The 19,256-nt window shown below is 38.6% G+C and carries 18 protein-coding genes; 13 read left to right on the forward strand and 5 right to left on the reverse strand.

The window, feature by feature from the left end; genetic code table 11:
* Positions 1 to 519 precede the first annotated feature (519 nt).
* The 3 genes from H4J46_RS02400 to H4J46_RS02410 all read left to right on the forward strand — a co-directional run bounded on the left by H4J46_RS02400 (position 520) and on the right by H4J46_RS02410 (position 2,747).
* Positions 520 to 1,413, forward strand: coding sequence for a mechanosensitive ion channel family protein (locus tag H4J46_RS02400; protein WP_182231981.1), 894 nt, complete (start codon positions 520 to 522; stop codon positions 1,411 to 1,413).
* 28 nt (positions 1,414 to 1,441) lie between these two features.
* Positions 1,442 to 2,152 (forward strand): pseudouridine synthase, encoded by a 711-nt coding sequence (locus tag H4J46_RS02405; RefSeq protein ID WP_182231982.1) that lies wholly within the window; start codon positions 1,442 to 1,444, stop codon positions 2,150 to 2,152.
* 121 nt (positions 2,153 to 2,273) lie between these two features.
* Positions 2,274 to 2,747 carry an FKBP-type peptidyl-prolyl cis-trans isomerase gene (locus tag H4J46_RS02410; RefSeq protein WP_182231983.1) on the forward strand — a complete coding sequence of 158 codons (474 nt, stop codon included), beginning with the start codon at positions 2,274 to 2,276 and terminating at the stop codon, positions 2,745 to 2,747.
* Between the two features lie 269 nt (positions 2,748 to 3,016).
* Here H4J46_RS02410 and H4J46_RS02415 read toward each other — a convergent pair whose 3' ends face one another.
* The 3 genes from H4J46_RS02415 to H4J46_RS17485 all read right to left on the reverse strand — a co-directional run bounded on the left by H4J46_RS02415 (position 3,017) and on the right by H4J46_RS17485 (position 6,586).
* On the reverse strand, positions 3,017 to 4,390 hold the full coding sequence (locus H4J46_RS02415) for a sigma 54-interacting transcriptional regulator (protein ID WP_182231984.1): 1,374 nt from the start codon (positions 4,388 to 4,390) through the stop codon (positions 3,017 to 3,019).
* Positions 4,391 to 4,505: 115 nt separating this feature from the next.
* Positions 4,506 to 5,078 (reverse strand): hypothetical protein, encoded by a 573-nt coding sequence (locus H4J46_RS02420; protein ID WP_182231985.1) that lies wholly within the window; start codon positions 5,076 to 5,078, stop codon positions 4,506 to 4,508.
* The gene (locus H4J46_RS17485) at positions 5,078 to 6,586 is read right to left on the reverse strand and encodes a HAMP domain-containing sensor histidine kinase (protein ID WP_182231986.1); all 1,509 of its coding nucleotides are present in this window, start codon (positions 6,584 to 6,586) and stop codon (positions 5,078 to 5,080) included. The genes H4J46_RS02420 and H4J46_RS17485 overlap by 1 nt, the downstream gene beginning before the upstream one ends.
* 353 nt (positions 6,587 to 6,939) lie before the next feature.
* Here H4J46_RS17485 and H4J46_RS02430 point away from each other — a divergent pair, with 353 nt between their 5' ends.
* From H4J46_RS02430 to H4J46_RS02460, 7 genes are all read left to right on the forward strand, one after another.
* Positions 6,940 to 7,245, forward strand: a complete 306-nt coding sequence (locus tag H4J46_RS02430; RefSeq protein ID WP_182231987.1) for a hypothetical protein — start codon at positions 6,940 to 6,942, stop codon at positions 7,243 to 7,245.
* A 94-nt stretch (positions 7,246 to 7,339) separates the two neighbouring features.
* Positions 7,340 to 7,690, forward strand: a complete 351-nt coding sequence (locus tag H4J46_RS02435; RefSeq protein ID WP_182231988.1) for a hypothetical protein — start codon at positions 7,340 to 7,342, stop codon at positions 7,688 to 7,690.
* 57 nt (positions 7,691 to 7,747) lie between these two features.
* Complete coding sequence (locus H4J46_RS02440; RefSeq protein WP_182231989.1) at positions 7,748 to 8,359, forward strand: fumarylacetoacetate hydrolase family protein; 612 nt, start codon at positions 7,748 to 7,750, stop codon at positions 8,357 to 8,359.
* A gap of 102 nt (positions 8,360 to 8,461) precedes the next feature.
* Positions 8,462 to 8,692, forward strand: coding sequence for a glutaredoxin family protein (locus H4J46_RS02445; RefSeq protein WP_182231990.1), 231 nt, complete (start codon positions 8,462 to 8,464; stop codon positions 8,690 to 8,692).
* A 488-nt stretch (positions 8,693 to 9,180) separates the two neighbouring features.
* Positions 9,181 to 10,284 (forward strand): hypothetical protein, encoded by a 1,104-nt coding sequence (locus H4J46_RS02450; RefSeq protein WP_182231991.1) that lies wholly within the window; start codon positions 9,181 to 9,183, stop codon positions 10,282 to 10,284.
* Between the two features lie 55 nt (positions 10,285 to 10,339).
* The gene (ovoA, locus tag H4J46_RS02455) at positions 10,340 to 12,448 is read left to right on the forward strand and encodes a 5-histidylcysteine sulfoxide synthase (RefSeq protein ID WP_182231992.1); all 2,109 of its coding nucleotides are present in this window, start codon (positions 10,340 to 10,342) and stop codon (positions 12,446 to 12,448) included.
* A 46-nt stretch (positions 12,449 to 12,494) separates the two neighbouring features.
* Positions 12,495 to 13,694 carry a pyridoxal phosphate-dependent aminotransferase gene (locus tag H4J46_RS02460; protein WP_182231993.1) on the forward strand — a complete coding sequence of 400 codons (1,200 nt, stop codon included), beginning with the start codon at positions 12,495 to 12,497 and terminating at the stop codon, positions 13,692 to 13,694.
* Between the two features lie 24 nt (positions 13,695 to 13,718).
* Here the strand turns inward: H4J46_RS02460 and H4J46_RS02465 are convergent, their stop codons facing one another.
* Both H4J46_RS02465 and H4J46_RS02470 read right to left on the reverse strand, forming a co-directional pair.
* Positions 13,719 to 14,354 carry a hemolysin III family protein gene (locus H4J46_RS02465; RefSeq protein WP_310650194.1) on the reverse strand — a complete coding sequence of 212 codons (636 nt, stop codon included), beginning with the start codon at positions 14,352 to 14,354 and terminating at the stop codon, positions 13,719 to 13,721.
* A gap of 388 nt (positions 14,355 to 14,742) precedes the next feature.
* On the reverse strand, positions 14,743 to 14,961 hold the full coding sequence (locus H4J46_RS02470) for an EF-hand domain-containing protein (protein WP_182136059.1): 219 nt from the start codon (positions 14,959 to 14,961) through the stop codon (positions 14,743 to 14,745).
* A gap of 396 nt (positions 14,962 to 15,357) precedes the next feature.
* Between H4J46_RS02470 and H4J46_RS02475 the strand changes: the two genes are divergently transcribed.
* From H4J46_RS02475 to H4J46_RS02485, 3 genes are read left to right on the forward strand one after another with little or no spacing between them, the layout of a single operon-like run.
* The gene (locus tag H4J46_RS02475) at positions 15,358 to 16,854 is read left to right on the forward strand and encodes an alpha/beta fold hydrolase (protein WP_182231994.1); all 1,497 of its coding nucleotides are present in this window, start codon (positions 15,358 to 15,360) and stop codon (positions 16,852 to 16,854) included.
* A gap of 3 nt (positions 16,855 to 16,857) precedes the next feature.
* On the forward strand, positions 16,858 to 17,604 hold the full coding sequence (locus H4J46_RS02480) for an ATP-binding cassette domain-containing protein (RefSeq protein WP_182136057.1): 747 nt from the start codon (positions 16,858 to 16,860) through the stop codon (positions 17,602 to 17,604).
* Positions 17,601 to 18,764 (forward strand): ABC transporter permease, encoded by a 1,164-nt coding sequence (locus H4J46_RS02485; RefSeq protein ID WP_182231995.1) that lies wholly within the window; start codon positions 17,601 to 17,603, stop codon positions 18,762 to 18,764. The genes H4J46_RS02480 and H4J46_RS02485 overlap by 4 nt, the downstream gene beginning before the upstream one ends.
* Positions 18,765 to 19,256 lie beyond the last annotated feature (492 nt).

A 19,256-nucleotide genomic window follows, 5' to 3' on the forward strand; every position in this document is an offset into this window, starting at 1 on the left:
TAGTGTGGGAGTTCCCATGTGAGAGTAGGACATTGCTAGGCTTCTATTTAGAGAGACCCGTAGCTAACGCTACGGGTTTTTTGCTTTCTGGCATTTGATAAATAAAGCTTGAGATTTGAGCATTAACTTGCTGTAATCTCAAAGGTTATAACAACTCCAATAATTAACTAGTCAACTTTGCCCAGTCCCTCCAGGATAGAAATAAGGCCCGTTCTTTATCAGCTATGAAGTTGTTCCATGCAATAGAGCACTTATCCACTATATCCTCATAATCAGTGAACGAGCGATTCGCTATTTCATTTTAAAAGCTTATTTTACTTTGACTATCCATCAGTGCTCGTATTTTTTAATAAGCAATACAAAGGTTTGGGATGGTGAGTACAGACTCAAGTGATCTGGTTAGTAAAAGTCAGCACAAGGTTTAACTTTACGCATTAATTCTAAATAATAATGCAAATGTAGCGGTAAATTGTCGTAATATAGATAAACTAAGTAATGTACATTATATGGAATTAATTTATGGATGAATCTAGCAGCTCAAGCGCAACAGAACAGGTAAGTAAAACCTTAGATCCTGTCAACTTACTTAAAGATGAAATTGATCAAGTGGGTCGTATTTACAATATCATTATTGAGTTTTTCACCAATTACAGTTTTCAATTAATTGGTGCGTTTATCATCTTCATTATTGGTTACATTTTTGCTGGTAAAATAGCGACTTTCGTACTGAAATTATGTGAGCGACATAAGCTTGATGTCACCCTGAGTCGCTTTTTAGCGAATACCAGTAAAATGTTAATTGTAGTGATGATAACCATCATTTCTTTAGGTAAATTAGGTATTAGTGTTACGCCATTTATTGCCGCTATAGGTGCTATTTCATTAGGTGCGGGTTTAGCTCTGCAAGGCTTGCTGGCTAACTATGCTGCCGGCTTTAATATTATTATTATTCGTCCCTTTGTGGTGGGTGATACGATTACGGTGCGTGGCGTTACTGGGCTAGTGAAAGAGGTTTTACTGGCATACACAATATTGTCAGATGAAGACAATGTTGAAATTACCATTCCGAATAAACATATCGTGGGTGAAATATTACATAATTCAAGCCACGACTCGTTGTTAGAGTTAAGTGTTGGCATTGATTATAGCGAAAACCCGTTAGCGGTGGTGGCGTTGCTTGAAGAGGTGATTGGACAGTTAGACATTGTGAGTAAAGCTCGTAAGCCTCTGATTGGTATCGATGCTTTTGCTGATAGTGCTATTAACATCGCGGTGCGCTTGTGGACCCCAACAGAAAATTTATACAGTGCTAAATATAAAGCGAATAAAGAAATTTATTTAGCGTTAGATAAAGCCAATATTAAAATTCCATTCCCACAACGTGATGTTCATCTTATTAAGGATCTGGTTTGATTTTTGTGCCGTTTACACTGGATTTATTATGGCGTTAAATAAAGCTAGGCTGGATCGATTTCTGGCACAATATTGTCAGGTTAATCGCAAAAGTGTTCGACTAATATTGGCGCAAAATAGAGTATTGATCAATGATGTAGTCGCTCATGATATTGATGAAATTATTGATACCTTTAGCCATATCACCTTGGATGGTAAAGTGATCCAAGCTAATTGTGCCTATTATATTATGCTGAATAAGCCTGTGGGTGTTGTCAGTGCAACCCGTGATACAAAGCATAAAACAGTGCTTGATTTACTTGAATATTCGTTTAAAAATGAACTGCATATTGTTGGCCGACTTGATCTTAATACTTCTGGTTTGCTGCTAATGACCAATGATAGCCGTTGGTCAGAACGCTTAACTTTACCCGAGAAAAAAATAACTAAACGTTATATAGTAACCTTGAAAAATAAACTTACCGCCGAATATATAGCCGCTTTTGCCGAAGGTATGTATTTTGCGTTTGAGGACATTACGACTCAGCCTGCAAAGTTAACTATTATATCTGACTATCGAGCACAAGTTGAAATTTTTGAAGGACGTTACCACCAAGTCAAGCGCATGTTTGGCCGTTTTCGTAACCCGGTGATGGCTTTGCACCGATGTTCTATTGGCAATTTACAACTTGATCAGCACTTAGCTGTTGGGCTAAGTAGAAAGCTAACCGCGCCCGAGGTTAATAATATTAATCAATAATAGGCGCTTCAATGCATGAATATTGAGGCGTAAAATTACTACAACAATTACAACAATCACAACAGTCACAACAGTCACAACAGTCACAAGAAATCATAAAAAATAATAATAAGGAATAAGAATGTTTAAGTATATTATGCTAATTATTGTACTGGCCTTAATTGTCAGCTTCTTTGTACGAAATAATGCTAACCGTGAAGTAGCAAAGGTTAATGCTGTGCTAACGGCAGATTTTTTAGAAAATAATAAACAAGTCGTCGGTGTGATTGAAACAGCTTCTGGCTTGCAGTATCAGGTATTAAACCCAGGACAGGGTGAGGTTCATCCAATGGCAAGCACAAAAGTAAAAGTCCATTATCACGGCACTTTACTTGATGGCACAGTTTTCGACAGTTCAGTTGAAAGAAATGAACCGATTAGTTTTGGCTTAAATCAAGTGATTAAGGGTTGGACAGAAGGTTTACAGCTAATGGTAGTAGGTGAGAAAACCCGCTTATTTATACCGGCAGAGCTAGGTTATGGTAATAGTGCGGCAGGTAAAATTCCGCCCGGCTCATTATTGATTTTTGATGTTGAATTACTGGCTATTGAGTAGTTCACTTAACTGCCCCCTAGTTCAATGACTTATATTAAATAACAAAACAGTTTTAACAGTGTTGCCAACGCGATACTAGAATAATGGTTATTTTCTTAATTTAGTCGTTTGTTAACGTTTAACTTGCTAGCAACCAAGTAATCAACGGCTTGTCATGGCGTTTTATGTTACCTACTCTTGGTTTTCTTAAACTTCTTTAGCAAACGGCGATATCTAACTATCCAGAATACTTCATAGCAGCGAATGCCGTCTTCCTCAAGTGGCTTACTCTATTCTTCCCTAAAGGCTTCTGCCGAAAGATGGTGGCGATTAAGCAATTTGTAAAATTCGGTGCGATTTCTTTGTGCTATTTTCGCTGCCTGTGAAACATTCCCGGCCGTAATTTTTAACAGCTTGGCAAGATAATCGCGTTCAAATTTATCTCTGGCTTGGACAAATGACGGTAAAATTGTGGTGTTATCGCGCAGTGCATTCTTTACCAACATTTCGCTGATTAATGGTTCAGTAGACAACGCGAGTGTTTGCTCAACCACATTTTGTAATTGTCTTATATTGCCTGGCCAAGTTGCACTGATTAACACTTCCATGGCCTCTTGCGAAAAACCAGTAATATTGATGTGTGACTGGTCGGCAGACTGACTTAAAAAGTATTGCGCAAGTAATGGGATATCTTCTCGACGTTCAGACAAGGGTGGCAACTCTAACTCAACGACATTGAGTCGGTAATACAAGTCTTCACGAAATGTTTTGTCAATAATAGCTTGCTGTAAATTTTTATGGGTTGCTGAAATAATCCTAACATCAACTTTAATCGCTTGTGTGCTACCCACGGGGCGTATTTCTCGTTCTTGCAAGGTACGTAGCAGTTTTACCTGAAAATTCATTGGCATATCACCAATTTCATCCAAAAAGAGTGTACCGCCATCTGTCGCTTGAAATAAGCCAATATGATTTTTTTCCGCGCCGGTAAATGCGCCTTTAATATGACCAAATAATTCAGACTCTAGCAGCTGCTCAGGAATAGCAGCGCAGTTAATAGCGGTAAATGTTTGTTGGTGTCGAGGGCTTGCCAAATGAATCGCCTTTGCCAACAGCTCTTTACCTGTACCACTTTGGCTTTGAATAAGTAAACTAAAATCACTTCTTGCCACTTGCTTACTTTGTTGTAAAAGCGACTCCATAATAGTACTACGACTAATAATTTTATCACGCCATTGGTTATCAGCCTGACTGTGGTTGAGTTCTGCTGGTTGCAGGCGAATGGCTTGTTGTACTATTTCCAGTAGCTCTTTACTCTCAAAAGGTTTAGTGAGAAAACTAAAAACCCCCTGTTTAGTGGCATTAATTGCATCAGGAATAGTACCGTGGGCGGTCATGATAATGACGGGAATATGAGGGTGCTTAGCTCTTATTTGTTCAAATAGTGCCATGCCGTCCATGCCTTCCATTTTAAGATCGCTGATCACTAATTGTGGATGAAAACTCTCGAGTCGGCCTAGGGCTATTTTAGCATTTTTTGCTGACTCAACTTCATAGCCTGCTGCAGCCAAACGGATAGCAAGTAGCCGCAGCAAGCTAGGATCGTCATCAACGATTAGAATTTTATTGTCTGTTTTAACGGCAGCTGGATTAAGATTGGTCATGGGTTATTCTCGGTGCTTATCTATGGCTATAATATATGGCTAAAATATAGTGCTAAAAATAGAACTTAAATTGCTCTTAATCGCTAGTGCATTTAATAGTGCCTTTAACTAGCAATTATTGATCTCTTTTATCAATAGCTTGTTCAATATTCTTTAATTGTTTAATAGTTTGTTCTAATAACTTCACTTGTTCGGTTAACGCTTCTTGCTGTTTTGTTGCCTGCTGTCGTTGTGCTTGTTGAAGCTCTTGTTGCTGGGTAAGCAAGCGGCTTCTCATTAGTAAACATTGATTTAATTGATCGCGCAATAAGGAAATAAAAGCCTGTTCACTTGGGCTGATATTAGCGAGTGCGGCATTGTTATCATCACTGTTCAATTCATTTAACAATACTTTAGCGTTGAAAACATTGTAAATAGGTGACGTAGGTAGGCTATAAAGTAGCAGGAGTTTTGTTTGTGCGTCATAGTGCATTAGGCTGTTTTTTTTTGTTGGTTTTGTAAGTATTTTTTGTTGCTTACTAACCTCATTGGTTAGTTGTTGTTGGTTAAGTTGTTGCAATATTAGGTAATACTCACCATAACTTGTGTTGCTATTCTTGTGTTTGGTGATGAGTTGACAACCAGATAACAGCAGTAACCCTATGCTTAGTACTATCATTGTTGATGAAAATCGCTGTAAATTAGCCATTAAACGGATTCCTCTTGTCGAAAAGCGCGTGGTAAGGTGATTTTTACTTTAGTTCCCTGTTGCTCACTTTGTTCAGCCAAATATTCAATATCGCCATTGAGGCGTAGTATGAGTTCTTTAACTATGGTGAGGCCGAGACCACTACCTTTGATTAAATTTTGCTCAGGTGGTGGACCTTGATAAAAAGCATCAAATATTTTGTCTTTACTTTCCTCGGCAATTCCCATGCCTTGATCGCTAATAAATAGCTGCAAGTGGCCATCTACTAGTGCTGACGAAATATCTATCACGCCTTCATCCGGTGAGTATTTTATCGCGTTGGACAAAATGTTATCGATAATAACCGTTACTTGTTTACGGTTACTAAAAAGAGATATATCACTCAAGCTATTGTTAAGAAGTATTTTTTTACGTTTTATGGCTAACTTTTGCTCTGCGATCACTTGATAGACTACCTCATTAATTTGTATCAACTTGGAATCTTGTAAACTGGTTGAGTCGAGGACAATATTAAAATCGAGTAAGTCTTCAATATGCTTTTGTAAGCGAAATACGCTGTCTTTGATAATGTGAGAAATTTCTTGTTGCTCGGCATTGAGTTCACCAACACTATTATCATATAACAGCTCCGTGCCTTCTCTAATGGCCGCTAGGGGAGTTTTTAATTCATGTGATATATGGCGAATAAAGCTCGATTTTTGCAACTCTAACGCTTGTAAGCGTGTACGCATGTTTTCCAAGGCTAGCGCTATTTCTTGAATCTCTGGCGAGCCTGTTACTTTGATTTCATGATCAAAATGTCCTTGTTGTAATCGAAAAATACTCTGCGTAAGTACTTTAAGCGGACTAGTGATTAAGAAGGTAAATATAGCTGCAATAACTATGCTAATAGGAATAATAACTAAACTCTGGATCATAATATCGCGGACAGCTTGTGCGGCCTGTTTAATATTTGTGATATGCAAGGTGTTAAGTTCACCACTTCGCTGAGTAATTCGTTCATAAGTCATATTTAGGGCACTAAATATGACCTGTATTGGCTTGATGATTGTGCTGTCAGTAGGTGATTTTTGTTCAGCTTCTGGCATGGTCTGTTCAATCAGTGCCGTAACAGTTTGGGCATATTCAGTTACCAGTAGCTGTAATTTTTGATCTTGGCTCGCCGCGATTAATTGTTGAGCTAATTGTAATATTTGCTTGCACTGCTCATCATAACTGGTTGCCAAAGCAGGATCTCGCAGTACTAAATATTGCGCAGCACTGCGTTCCAGTTTGATTTGACTACTTTTCAGTAATTGTTGCTGATCCAATATTTCTGTTATACCAGTAATTGCACTCGCACTTTTTTTTGCAAGCGTATTGACTTGCGAGGCACCAAAAATTAAAGCAACGACCAGAGGTAAAGCGACTAAACCAAACCCTAATAAGGTTAATGATTTTATTGATAAGCTTTTTATCGACAAATTCCTATTATGCGCTTTACTGGCGAGTGTGATTGAATTGCTCACAATGTGTGCTTGGGCCTTTTTTCCTCATAAATATTTATATAGTGTTAGCTAAAAACGCAAAAAAAACAATGCTGTCTCAATACGGAGACAATAGTACTGACAGTTTTTTATTTTTTTAAATTATTGTTTTATAAATATATTTTATGAGTTAGCTAGAGTCAGTCACTATTTATAAATTATGGTACAGATAAGTTGTTGCTAATTGGAGACATTCACTAGGAAAGCATATTATTTAAATTGATAAAAATCAATGACCTATGTTTTGGCATGAGATATGCTTTATATCTATTGTAAGTGGCAAGGGCCATGGCCGGCATATTTCTTGATGTGCTATCAATTAAAAGGATTCAGATATGAATAATATGAGCTTAAAAAAACTGTCTATTACTGTTGTTGTCGCATCGCTGGCATCAAACCTTGCTTTTGCCAACAATGATGTTACTCAAACAACGCTTAAAGTGGCAGAGCCTACAGCCACTTTTTCTCAATTAGTCACAGATTATGATGTCGATAAAAGTAATAGCTTAAGTGCAAATGAATTAGCTAAAAATGAGACATTAACAAAAGTTTTTGCTCAGCTCGATATCAATGGTGATACAGAAATTAATGAAGAAGAATTTAACCAATACCTAGCTAAGATAAAAAAGCTATTATTATAAAAATAATTTTTTCTATTAATAGCTTTTTTTTCGACTGCTAGTGTTTTTTCAACCAGGCAGTCGCTAATTTTACTGACTTTAAGGACCTCTCCACATGAAAAATCAGTCTTCTCAAGATAGCTTGTCCCGTTATGTTAAAATTGATAAATGGATTTTTGAAGTGAAATCAGTGCGCGCCATACGCGTCGAGGATTTTGGTAAACCTTACACTGCTGTTGCAAATATTGCCTTAAATGGTGACAGCGCATATATTGATGGTCTGCTGACTCGTGAAGATGATGACTTTACACGTGAAGACTATCAAACCTTTGGGAAAATGAGTCAGCAATTAGGACTTGAAACCGTAAATTTTGACCGTTTTAAGCAACAACGAAAATCTTCAGATACAGTTAAAGTGCCACCAATAAATTATGTTAAACCCGAGTTAAAATTAGTTATAGTATAGTTATTAGCACTGATTGCGTTTTAGCATGGTGCGTTAACCTATTTTAAAGGCAGTCTAATGAATTCGGTTAAAGTCAATAATACTTATATTACATCATCTAAAATTATTTGTGTTGGTCGAAATTATGCCCTACACATCAGCGAACTTGGTAATGAGGTTCCTGACGATATGGTGTTATTTATGAAACCCAATGCGGCGATTGGTGAGCAGCTTTGCTCTTACCATCAAGAAACCTTGCATTATGAAGCTGAGCTTTGTTTTCTGTATCAACAAGGTAAATTTTGTGCTGTTGCTATAGGCTTAGATTTGACTAAAAGAGCCCTGCAAACTCAGTTAAAAGCTAAAGGCTTGCCATGGGAGCGCGCTAAAGCGTTTACAGGTTCTGCGCTATTTAGCGATTTTGTGACGATAGATGTTATTGATAAATGCCTAGCGTTAGCACTTTTTATCAATGGTGAATGCCGACAATCTGCTTCGACTGCGATGATGTTACATTCACCGCAAGCCATATTGGATGAAATTCGTTCTTTTATTACGCTAGAAGATGGCGATATTGTGATGACAGGCACACCTGCCGGTGTCGGTGAAGTGGTATCGGGTGATGTTTTTGAAGGGCGAATACTGAATCAAGATAAGGTCTTAGTGACTAAACAATGGCAAGCAACTTAGTTTGGAACCAATAAATAATATCTCACTGTAATAAGTGTTTTATGCTCATTCTATGCGATAATTGCTTAAATTTAATTAACTTAACTGTTTAAAACTCACTTTATGCAACGTATCACGCTTTATACCATGACTAATTGCCCACATTGCCAGACGGCAAAACGCTACCTTGAAGAAAATAACATTGCGTTTCGTTTGTGCAATGTAAAGACGCCAGCAGGGCAGAAAGAGTTTGCCAAATTAAACTTACGTGGTGTACCGGTATTAAAAGTTGGCAATCAAGTTCTTAGAGGCTTTAACGTTAAAAGCTTCAATGAACTCTATCAAGATAACTAATTCCCAACAGACCAATACTAAAGCCACAAAAAGTATCTTTATTATCGAGGAACTTTTAGCAGGTTTTTCACCAAGATGATATTTTTCTGGTATTGGGGTGGCAGTATCTCTGTGTGCTGCCGAAAAAAATAGTGTTGCAAGTACGAGTTTAAAGTCACAACCAAACAATGTCACAGCCAAACATTGTTGAGCGACTCCTGGTCAACTCATCACTCAACAATAGATAAATAACATTAAGCTAGTGCGGCTGTTAGTATTAAGGTTGCGACAATTTTTTGTCTGTCGTCACCATCTGAAATTACGGCCCATTTTTACCTCAATACTGGGCAAGCTTTATATCAAGCAAAACACCAGCATAACAATCAAGTTAAAGTTTTTTAATCCTAAATCATCATTACTACGTATAACTAAAATATTAATCACTTAGCTATAATTTTTCTTATTATCCAAGTATATTCAAAATATCAACGTTCAAGTATTTATCCATTATGAATAGTTTAAATAGGCTCGCAGAAGCCATAATTTCAGGTCTGCAAGATTACATTAATAAACGCGGCTTTCGCGCATTAATACACTTTGAATTGGAAGGGTGTTATCAAAAGCCAAAAGATAAGCATATAGATTATAGGCAGGTGAATAGAAATTTATTAGCACTGGGTATTGATGGTGAAGTGGTTGCTGAGTATTGGAGTAATCAATGGGAGTATGTGTCGATATTTAATGGCCAAAGTCCATTAAAAGAGGCACAAAACCTTAGTCGCGCTATTGAAATATTACCGAAACTGTTTGCTGCTCAAGGCGCGACAAAAACACTTATTAAACCTGTTATTTGGGCGGGTGACCATGGCAAGCTAGCTTATGGGTGTGAAAATATTTTTAGTGGCGATAACCGTGCGGTACATATCCCTAATGCGGTACAAATTAATGTTAGCGTACAAGATGTCAGTGGAAAAAATTTACTTGTTTCCGGTGATTTTGGTGAATGTTTACAGCAACATTTTTTACGTACAAGTTTAGCCTGCTGCTTAATTTATTTGCCAGAGGAAGAAGCTTTTGAGCGATTAGCATTAAAGTCGAAATATGGCTTAGCCGAGGAGCTGTGTTCGCCTGTTGATATTTCTGGCGGGCATCAAGGCAGTATTGCTTTGTACAGAGACATTGGTAAACACAATCAAAAAATGGGCGTTGAGGCACTATTATATGATGATAAAAACAATGTCATTGTTAGTCAGAATAATTGGCATAAAACTGCAAGAATTGAACACAGGCTAGGTGCGTCTAGCGAGCACTACAACCCCTATTTGAATGTGATTTTTGCTTTGCTAAATGTTATTGAAGCTATTGATGACATGAAAAGTGGCTACCAAGTGCACAGTGAAACGTATGGCCAATTACCGAGCTCGTTGCACGATCAAGCTAATAGTGTTGGAGCTATTACGTTATTTGCCAATAATGATTGGTTTAACCAAAGCATAGACAAAGCGCTCAGTGTGACAAGTCGTTATGGTGAAAAAACAACAGAGTTAAGTATGGGGCAATTATTGCAACATGGTTATTTAAAGCAATTTCAACGGCCAAGTATTATTATTTAAAGCGTGAGCTTTGAAATACTAAGTCGGACTACAAACATATTTAGCGAAGAATTAAATGATAAAACAATTAAATACCCCAACACTTGATGGCAACTCGACAGCAGAAAAGCGACAAGAGTTAACCGCATACTTTAAAAATACTTGGTCGACATATGAGTCATTATTCTCACTGATCAACCATGACCATGCTTATTTTTTAAGGCCAGAGCGGTTACGTCATCCGTTAATTTTTTATTTTGGACATACCGCAACTTTTTACGTTAATAAGCTGATACTGGGTAAATATATTAAGCAGCGAGTCAACAGCCGTTTAGAAGCTATTTGCGCGGTCGGTGTTGATGAAATGAGTTGGGACGATCTTAATAGCGAACATTATGACTGGCCAAGTGTCGATGAAGTCCGAATTTATCGTCAGCAAGTTTATGATTTAGTACTCGATTTGATTGACAATATGGAGTTGAGTCTACCTATTACGCAAGACTCGTTAGCATGGATGATATTAATGGGCTGCGAGCACGAACGTATTCATCTTGAAACTTCATCGGTGATTATGCGTATGTTGCCATTAAAATGGCTAACAAGCCAAGAGCAATGGCAACCGTGCTTACATTCATCAGTTGCACCTCAAAACCAATTAATACCGGTTAAGTCTCAACACTTGTCGTTAGGAAAAAAAGCAGATGACAAAACCTTTGGCTGGGATAACGAATATGGTCATCAAGATGTCGATGTTGATAACTTTAGTGCCGCTAAATTTTTAGTGTCCAATGATGAATTCATGGCTTTTGTTGTTGCTGGTGGCTATCGCTCAGAGCAATTTTGGTGCGAAGAAGGCCAGGCATGGCTGGAATTCACTCAAGCTGAAATGCCGAGGTTTTGGCGCTATAACAATGGCCAATATGCTCAGCGTAACTTAACAAGTGAAATGCCTTTGCCATTAGATTGGCCGGTAGAAGTCAATTACTTAGAAGCCAAAGCCTTTTGCCAGTGGCGACAAAAAACGACCACAGGCTTTGTTCGCTTACCCACTGAAGCCCAGTGGTATTGTCTTCGCGAGCATGTTGCTGGTGACCAACACCAGTGGCCTGAAGTACCAGGTAATATTGATTTAGCTTATCAAGCATCATCATGCCCAGTTAACCGACATCAGCAGGGTGAATTTTTTGATGTTATTGGTAATACTTGGCAGTGGACTGAATCAGCCATCGACGGCTTTGCTGGTTTTAATGTTCACCCCTTGTACGACGACTTTTCGACACCGACTTTTGACGGTAAGCATAATTTAATTAAAGGTGGGTCTTGGATCTCTACGGGTAATGAAACTTTGGCCTCTTCACGCTATGCTTTTCGTCGACATTTTTACCAGCATGCAGGCTTTCGCTATGTGGTTAGTGAGCAAGCAGAAAAACCACCAGCAGCGGTTAATAAATATGAAACAAGTAAAGACATTTGCCAGCAGCTTGAGTGTTATTTTGGCGCTAATGCGCTTGGCCATGAAAATTATGGCCAACAAATAGCACAACAGGTAGAGAGTTTTATCGCCGCTGAAAATATTGCGACTGAGCGTTTACTTAACTTAGGCTGTAGTGTTGGGCGAGTAGCATTTGAACTGAGTCAATATTTTCAACATATTGATGCGGTAGACTTTTCTGCGCGCACCATTCAATATGGTGTGCAATTACAAACCGGTGCTAGTGTCCGTTATACCCATACAATAGAAGGAGATATCTGCGAGTATAATGAAATTACCCTAGCGGACAAGGTCAAACAGGCTAATAGTGAACGGATATTATTCAGTCAAGCAGATGGTTGTAATCTCAAAGATAACTTTAAGCACTATGATGTTATTTTGATTCAAAATGCTTTGGAGCAGAGTTACGATCCTAAGCGTTTACTGGCGAATGCTGTAAGCCGTTTAAATCCTTCAGGGTTACTGATTATTATTTCAGACTACCATTATCAGTTGCAGACAACAGATAAAGCTAAATGGCTAAGTGGCGTGAAAGTTAATGGCGAAAACTTATCAGGCATTGATGCTTTAACCAGCGAACTCAATGATGAGTTTGACCTTGTAGCGACCAAAGAATTACCACGTGTTGTCGCAGACTCTGCGCGTAATTTCAATGTCTCTCACTGTCAGCTCAGTGTTTGGCGAGTAAAATAGTTTGCTGACTTATAGCCGTATTTACATAAAGAAGAATAGCTAATTTATGCCAACTTACTCACTGCCTAAGCATATTGCTTATAGTCAAAGTCTTGCGGGTTATATACAGTATAATTTAAGTGATTCGACTGCGCAGGCTTTGACATTAGCTCAGTTGTGTCAGCTTGGCACTGCTGGCTTAGGCGCTAGCAGTTTAGACACTGATAACCTGACCATAAGCGGTGTTGAAACAGACCCTATTGGCGCAACACTTTTAAGTTACTCACCTGTTCAAGGTGATGAGGCGTTGCGGCAAGAAATAGTTAAGTTTCACCAAGGTTTAAATTGCCATAGCCGATCAATAACGGCCGATAGCGCGGTGACATTTTGCGGCGCGCAGGAAGCCCTTTCAGCCATTTATCAAGCTGTATTAAGTGCCGGTGATGAAATAGTGGTCATGACACCCAGTTATCCGTCTTTGGTCAGTATGGCGAAGTCGATGGGCGTTATCGTTAGAGAAATATCACTTTGCGCTGAAAACCATTGGCAAGCCGATATTGACGATTTTAAGCAAGTAGTGAATGATAAAACCCAGCTTATTGTGCTTAATTCACCACATAACCCAACGGGTAGTGTTATTGACAGTAAACTCGCTAAGCAAATACTGCAACTGGCGCAGCATTATCAGTGTTACTTGTTAAGTGATGATGTTTCACAAGCAAGTAATTACTATGATTTAGCTTTAGCTCATGGTTATTTAGATTACCGAAGAAGTATTGTTGTCGGTGTGATGTCTAAGAGCTTAGGGTTGGCTGGCGTTCGTATTGGTTGGGCGGTAACACCTAATAAGACATTACTGCAAAGTTTAATGGCAATTAAAGCCGTTCATTCTATTTGCTGCTCGAAAATTGATGAAAAATTAGCGCTACTGGCATTGCAAAATAGCCAAGAAATTTTAACTCGCAATAATCAGCTTATTGCCGACAATATAGCACTTTTTTCGGCACTTGTTGCCCGACACCCAGAAAAATTACATTGGCATCAACCTCAGGCAGGTATGCTCACGCTAGTTGAGGTTAAAAATATCGACTCAATAATATCTTGGTCACATAAACTTGCCAAGCAAAGCGGTATATTAGCGCTGCCAAGTGAGCTTTTCGGACTTTCAGGTAATTATTTTCGCTTAGGTCTAGGCCAAAAGAGCTTCGCTAATACACTAGAAAAATTTGAAGATTATTTGCTAACAACAAGTATCGATATAGCTTAATTAACAGCTGTTACTTTTAGTTATTTAAAGTACGTAAAAAAACATCATGAAAAAGTGGCACAAAGCGGCTAAAAATACAAAAACATGCCAAATGGCATGACTATATTGCTTGTCTTTTCTAACGTAAAAAATAGTACCCAAGCCATAAATAATACCGCCTAAAGCCAGTAAAATCATGCCTTCATAGGCAAGTTTAGCATTGAGTTTATGTATAAAAGTGAGGGAAATTAAACCCAAACCTAAATAGGTTGATAGCGATAACTTTTTATATTTGTTACCAAACTTAACTTTAAAAGCGATACCCAAAATGGCTAGCCCCCAAATAATAACCAACATTAGCGGGCCAATGTCATCAGCTAATGTAACTAGCATCAGCGGGGTATATGTGCCGGCAATCAATAAATAAATCGCACAATGATCGAGTAACTTAAAGACTCTTTTTGCCTTTTCATGTAATAGCGCATGATAAAGTGTTGAGGCACTAAACAGTAAAACCAGACTAGCACCATAAATACTAAAACTGATGATTTTAACCATGTCAGTTTGTATCCAGGCTAAAGTGACTAAAAGTGTTAAACCGGCCACACTAAGCAATGCCGCCAGCCCATGACTAACTGCATTGACAATTTCTTCTGCTAAGCCGTAATCTTGAGTTTGCACGTTATGTATTCCCGTTTCAGTGTACGCGTGTACGCCGAGTATGATAGCAAGCCACAGATTGGAATACTAGAGGTCTGACCTTTAAGCTTGTGAAGCATGATACAAAAGCTAACATCGTTTCATCATTATTGAGAAATCAGAGCAAAGAAAAGTGGCTTGAAAAAGATGGCTAAAAGCGTGTTTGAATAATATTTTTTAGAAAAAATTGTGGCAATAACAGCACAAGAACTATCCATAAGCTGGTAGCGAAGGATGGAAAATTCAGCATTATTTTTTAAAGTAAGTTGGAGGTTAAATATAAATGATTAAAATTAATAGGTTAAATATCAACCGTCCAGACGATCAAAATGCGCTTATATAGCGAGCGATATACAAGCGCAAATAAGCACTACAGTGCTAGATCGATAACCATTTCACGTAACTCATCTTTGGAAATTGAGTTGTCATGATTTTTATCAAAGCGATTGAATATGGTTTCACACATACGAATGCCTTTATCTTGTAGTAAGCAGTCAATCAATTCGACAAACTCACTTCTATTGATGACACCGTCTTTATCTTCATCAAACAATTCAAATAATTCATCTACCCACTGATTTAATTCCATCAGTCATCCTCTTATCTGGCGAATAATACTTATAACAGACTTTATCGTTATTTTAGGACTATGTGAATGATTAATTCTGTTATTTCGTGCAATCGTGTGTTTTTGCCACATAAGGCTATTTTTATAGAGCAAAGGGCATTGCTGATATCGAACAGCAGGATGATCGCTCTTTAGCATGAAAAATATCACAGCAAGTCATGTTATTTTTCAATTAACTATTTTTTACTTTATTTAGCGCTTAGCAACTTGGTTATGTGTAAACTTCTTAGCGGCTTTATCTCGCGGTAGTCGGTTGTGTTAGCCATTAAAAATAGTTTGAATGAAATTTTAAAAAAAAGATGTAATAGAATCGCCAATGATAAGATTATGCAGTCAGGGTTTTAAAGGGAAGATAAAATGAAAATAAATTGGAAAAATTTATTGAGTGCAAGTTTACTCATTGCAATAACCAACAGCAGTTGGGCTGAGAATAGTGTAAAACAGGCACTAACCTTAACAAGCTGTTATATAGAGGGTATTAGACAACAAGTACAGTGCGGCACTTTAGTTACACCAGAGAACTATGCCAAACCAGATGGCGTAAAAATTGATATAAATTTTGTGCTGTTACCGGCAATAGATAATAGTCAAGAAAAACACCCGCTAATGTTTCTGGCCGGTGGCCCGGGTCAAGCCGCAACTGAGCTGGCTAGCCCTATTTTTCGCGGCTTTAACGAGATTAGAAAAACCCGCGATTTAATTCTTATTGACCAACGCGGCACAGGTCAGTCACATCCTCTGCAATGTGAAGACTCATTAGAGATTGATCCCTATACCAGTATACCTGAAGATTTTGTTTTTACTGATATTGAGCAATGTCTAGCACAGCTCACAGGAGACTTAAGCCAATATAACTCAGAAAATGCGATTCGAGATTTTGAGGCGGTGCGCGCGGCGTTAGGTCATCAACAAGTACATATTTACGGTGGCTCTTATGGCAGCCGTGCCGGTTTAGTTTATATGCGTATGTTCCCAAATTCGTTAAAAAGTGTAGTACTTGACAGTGTTGGCCCAATCGAAGTACCTATTGGCTTATTTGGTAAAAGCGCAGAGCAGTCCTTTATTAAGCTGGTTGAACACTGTCAGAACGAAATAAGTTGTGCGGCACAATACCCTGAATTGGCAAATGAGTTTGCCACCATCAGCAATAAATTATCGCAAGCACAGGTGACGGTAGAAATTGATCATCCAAGATTAGGCACTAATACCGCCTTTATCATTAGCAAGGATAAATTCATTTCAACCATACAAATGCAACTTTACTCGATGGAAACACGTAGCCTAGTGCCGCTGTTAATTCATCAAGCCTATTTAGGTAACTATAAGCCATTGGCGGGTGTTATTGCTCAGAGTGAAGGTGGCATGGGTATTTATATAGCTTTGCATTTTAATATTGTTTGCAATGAAGACTATCCCAGAATATCTGCCCTTATGAAAGCTGACGATGCCGACAATAGTTTCGCTAAAGGTATGAGCTTAACTATGGTTGGAAAAGTGTGTGCTGTTTGGCCAAAGTATCAACCGAGCGACGATTTTTATCAAACCGTTAGTGCGGATATACCAACCCTAATCATGTCGGGTGCATTAGACCCGGTCACGCCAGCCAGTAATGGTGAAAAATCTGCCGCGCATTTACCCAATAGTCATCATATTATTGCTAAAAACAACGCGCATATCGTTGCCTCAACAGCTTGCGGTATTAAAATCGTTAATGAATTTTTAGAGCAACAAACGCCAAAGGAACTTGATGAGTCATGTCTTGAAGAAATTCCTGACGAGTCATTTATGGTGGGTTTAAATGGTGGTGCAGCCCAAGTAACGCCTAGTGCTATGCCAAAAAAAGCAAAGGAATAAATCATGATTGAAGTTAATAATTTACATAAAAGTTTTGTCAGTAAAAAAAATACCGTTAAAGCGCTAGACGGCCTATCATTTATTGCAAAAGATGGTGAAATTACTGGTATTTTAGGCCCAAATGGTGCCGGTAAAACTACTTGTTTGCGCACACTATATGGTTTACTTCGTGCCGATGAAGGTTATGCGACCATTGATGGTATTAAAGTAACAGAAGAGCCAATTAAAGCTAGAAAACTATTAGGCATATTTCCTGATAAATTTGGCTTGTATGAGCGCTTAACTGCTTATGAACAAATTGATTATTTTGCCAGTATTCATGGCATGCAAGGTGCAAAAAAGCATGCCGCCATTGAGCAAATTCTATCTGATTTAGAAATGAGTGAATTAGCGCATCGCAAAACAGTGGGGTTTTCGCAGGGTCAGCGCATGAAAGTGACCTTGGCTCAGGCACTAGTCCATCAACCGAAAAATTTTGTACTTGATGAACCCACCCGTGGTTTAGATGTGATGAGTACGCGCGTGTTGCGTAACCACTTAGCTAAATTTAAAGCCAAAGGCCACTGTATTTTATTTTCCTCACACGTTATGCAAGAAGTTGCCGCGTTATGCGATCGCGTGATCATTGTTTCAAACGGTAAGTTAGCGGCCCAAGGCACACCGCAAGAGTTGTGTGATTTAGCAGGAGAAAGCTTATTGGAAGAAGCCTTCGTGAAACTCATTGGCTCTGATGAAGGTGTCGCCGCATGATGCAATTAAAAGCCTTAATGGTAAAAGAATTTAAAGAAGCTTTTCGCGACCGGCGCGCACTAATGGTAGCGATGAGCATGGCTTTATTGATGCCAGTCATGATCATGGTTATATTAAAAGTAGCGATTAAAGAAGCGGTAGACAACCCGCCAGTCTATGTGAAATATAGTGGCGAGCAACATGCACCAAAACTGATTAACGCCCTCAAAGACCAGAATATTTTATCTTTTGCTGATGTACCCGAAGATGAAGAGCGTAATTGGAATGAGCGTAATATTGAACTGAGCATTCCTGAGACATTCATTGCAGATATGGCAGCAGGTAAGCCCATTGAATTAATTTTGCGTGCGGATTATAACGAGAAATCGTTAACGTCTCCTATTCGCCGAATTAAAGCTGTTATTAGTGAACACTCCTTAACTATTGGTTACAAACGGCTATTAGTGCGCGGTATAGACACTAAATTATTGCAACCCATTAAACTACTTGAACAAGACACCTCACTGCCCAGTAGCAATGCAGTGATGATCTCACTCATTTTAGGGGTTTATTTAATGATGGCAGCGTTTATGTCGGGTTTACCTGTGGCGATAGATTCGAGCGCAGGTGAACGAGAGCGTAATGTTTTAGAAATGCTGCTGTGTCAGCCGGTAAGTACTTTGAAAATAGTGCTGGCGAAGTTGAGTTGTGCCAGCGCTATTTCAATTATCTCCATTATATTAATGCTAGTGTTGACTTCAGTGGCAATGAACTTTGTTGACCTAACTAAAATAGGGGCAACCTTTAGTATTGACGCCAGTACCTTTGTTATATTGTTGTTGTTATTGGTACCTATTTGCTTTCTCGCCGCAGCACTACAGCTCTTCTTTGCCTTTCAGGCCAAGAGTTTCAAAGAAGCACAATCAACTGTGACCATGTTGATTATGGTGCCTAGTTTTATTCCTTTTGCCTTAATGATGATGGATGATAAGCCTGCTTGGATCGATTGGATGCCAATCTCTGGCCAGTCATTGTTGATGGAAGATGTTTTTAAAGGCTTAGCTATTGATTGGAGTGCCTTGCTATTTACCAGCGCAGCCACCATCGCGTTAACCCTGGTCTTGGTGTTAATTTTGGCGAAACGATTAACCTCTGAAAAAGTGGTGATGTCGTTAAGTTAGTCACAGATAGAGCCGTTCCATAACAAGATATAGCTCGAACTAGAACGGCTATGGTTAAGTGAGTATAAAAAGCATCAGGTCAGTAGCTTAGTTAGCAAAAAAAAGGCAGTGCGAAGTGGCTAATGAGCCATTGAGTTATTTATTTCGTATGCAAGGCATATTGATTCATTGTTTTGGCAGGTTAACCAGCATTAAAGACGGCTACATCATATAAGCAATAACTTTGAAACCAAAGCTGCAATTCAAGCAAAGCTACTTCAAGTAATAGGGTTAAATATATCTCGCGCATTATTCAGCTTTCCCCCCAATTCAAAGGTTAACGCTTCATTGGTCTTAAATGTTTGAGTCACACTTGCGTTTATTATTCGAGTTGGGACTTAGGTGGATAATAGCGCGCTTCCACGAGGGTAAGTACAGGATCGAGTCAACACAACCAAGTGCTTTCGCCACCGAATAATTTACAGTTTATTTTTATTTACTTGTATTTAATTT

The organism is Colwellia sp. MB02u-6 (assembly GCF_014077095.1).
Lineage (GTDB): Bacteria > Pseudomonadota > Gammaproteobacteria > Enterobacterales > Alteromonadaceae > Cognaticolwellia.

Coding starts and splice junctions, on each gene's coding strand:
- H4J46_RS02400 (WP_182231981.1), top strand. CDS start 520: ATGGATGAATCTAGCAGCTCAAGCGCAACAGAACAGGTAAGTAAAACC.
- H4J46_RS02405 (WP_182231982.1), top strand. CDS start 1,442: ATGGCGTTAAATAAAGCTAGGCTGGATCGATTTCTGGCACAATATTGT.
- H4J46_RS02410 (WP_182231983.1), top strand. CDS start 2,274: ATGTTTAAGTATATTATGCTAATTATTGTACTGGCCTTAATTGTCAGC.
- H4J46_RS02415 (WP_182231984.1), bottom strand. CDS start 4,390: ATGACCAATCTTAATCCAGCTGCCGTTAAAACAGACAATAAAATTCTA.
- H4J46_RS02420 (WP_182231985.1), bottom strand. CDS start 5,078: ATGGCTAATTTACAGCGATTTTCATCAACAATGATAGTACTAAGCATA.
- H4J46_RS02430 (WP_182231987.1), top strand. CDS start 6,940: ATGAATAATATGAGCTTAAAAAAACTGTCTATTACTGTTGTTGTCGCA.
- H4J46_RS02435 (WP_182231988.1), top strand. CDS start 7,340: ATGAAAAATCAGTCTTCTCAAGATAGCTTGTCCCGTTATGTTAAAATT.
- H4J46_RS02440 (WP_182231989.1), top strand. CDS start 7,748: ATGAATTCGGTTAAAGTCAATAATACTTATATTACATCATCTAAAATT.
- H4J46_RS02445 (WP_182231990.1), top strand. CDS start 8,462: ATGCAACGTATCACGCTTTATACCATGACTAATTGCCCACATTGCCAG.
- H4J46_RS02450 (WP_182231991.1), top strand. CDS start 9,181: ATGAATAGTTTAAATAGGCTCGCAGAAGCCATAATTTCAGGTCTGCAA.
- ovoA (WP_182231992.1), top strand. CDS start 10,340: ATGATAAAACAATTAAATACCCCAACACTTGATGGCAACTCGACAGCA.
- H4J46_RS02460 (WP_182231993.1), top strand. CDS start 12,495: ATGCCAACTTACTCACTGCCTAAGCATATTGCTTATAGTCAAAGTCTT.
- H4J46_RS02470 (WP_182136059.1), bottom strand. CDS start 14,961: ATGGAATTAAATCAGTGGGTAGATGAATTATTTGAATTGTTTGATGAA.
- H4J46_RS02475 (WP_182231994.1), top strand. CDS start 15,358: ATGAAAATAAATTGGAAAAATTTATTGAGTGCAAGTTTACTCATTGCA.
- H4J46_RS02480 (WP_182136057.1), top strand. CDS start 16,858: ATGATTGAAGTTAATAATTTACATAAAAGTTTTGTCAGTAAAAAAAAT.
- H4J46_RS02485 (WP_182231995.1), top strand. CDS start 17,601: ATGATGCAATTAAAAGCCTTAATGGTAAAAGAATTTAAAGAAGCTTTT.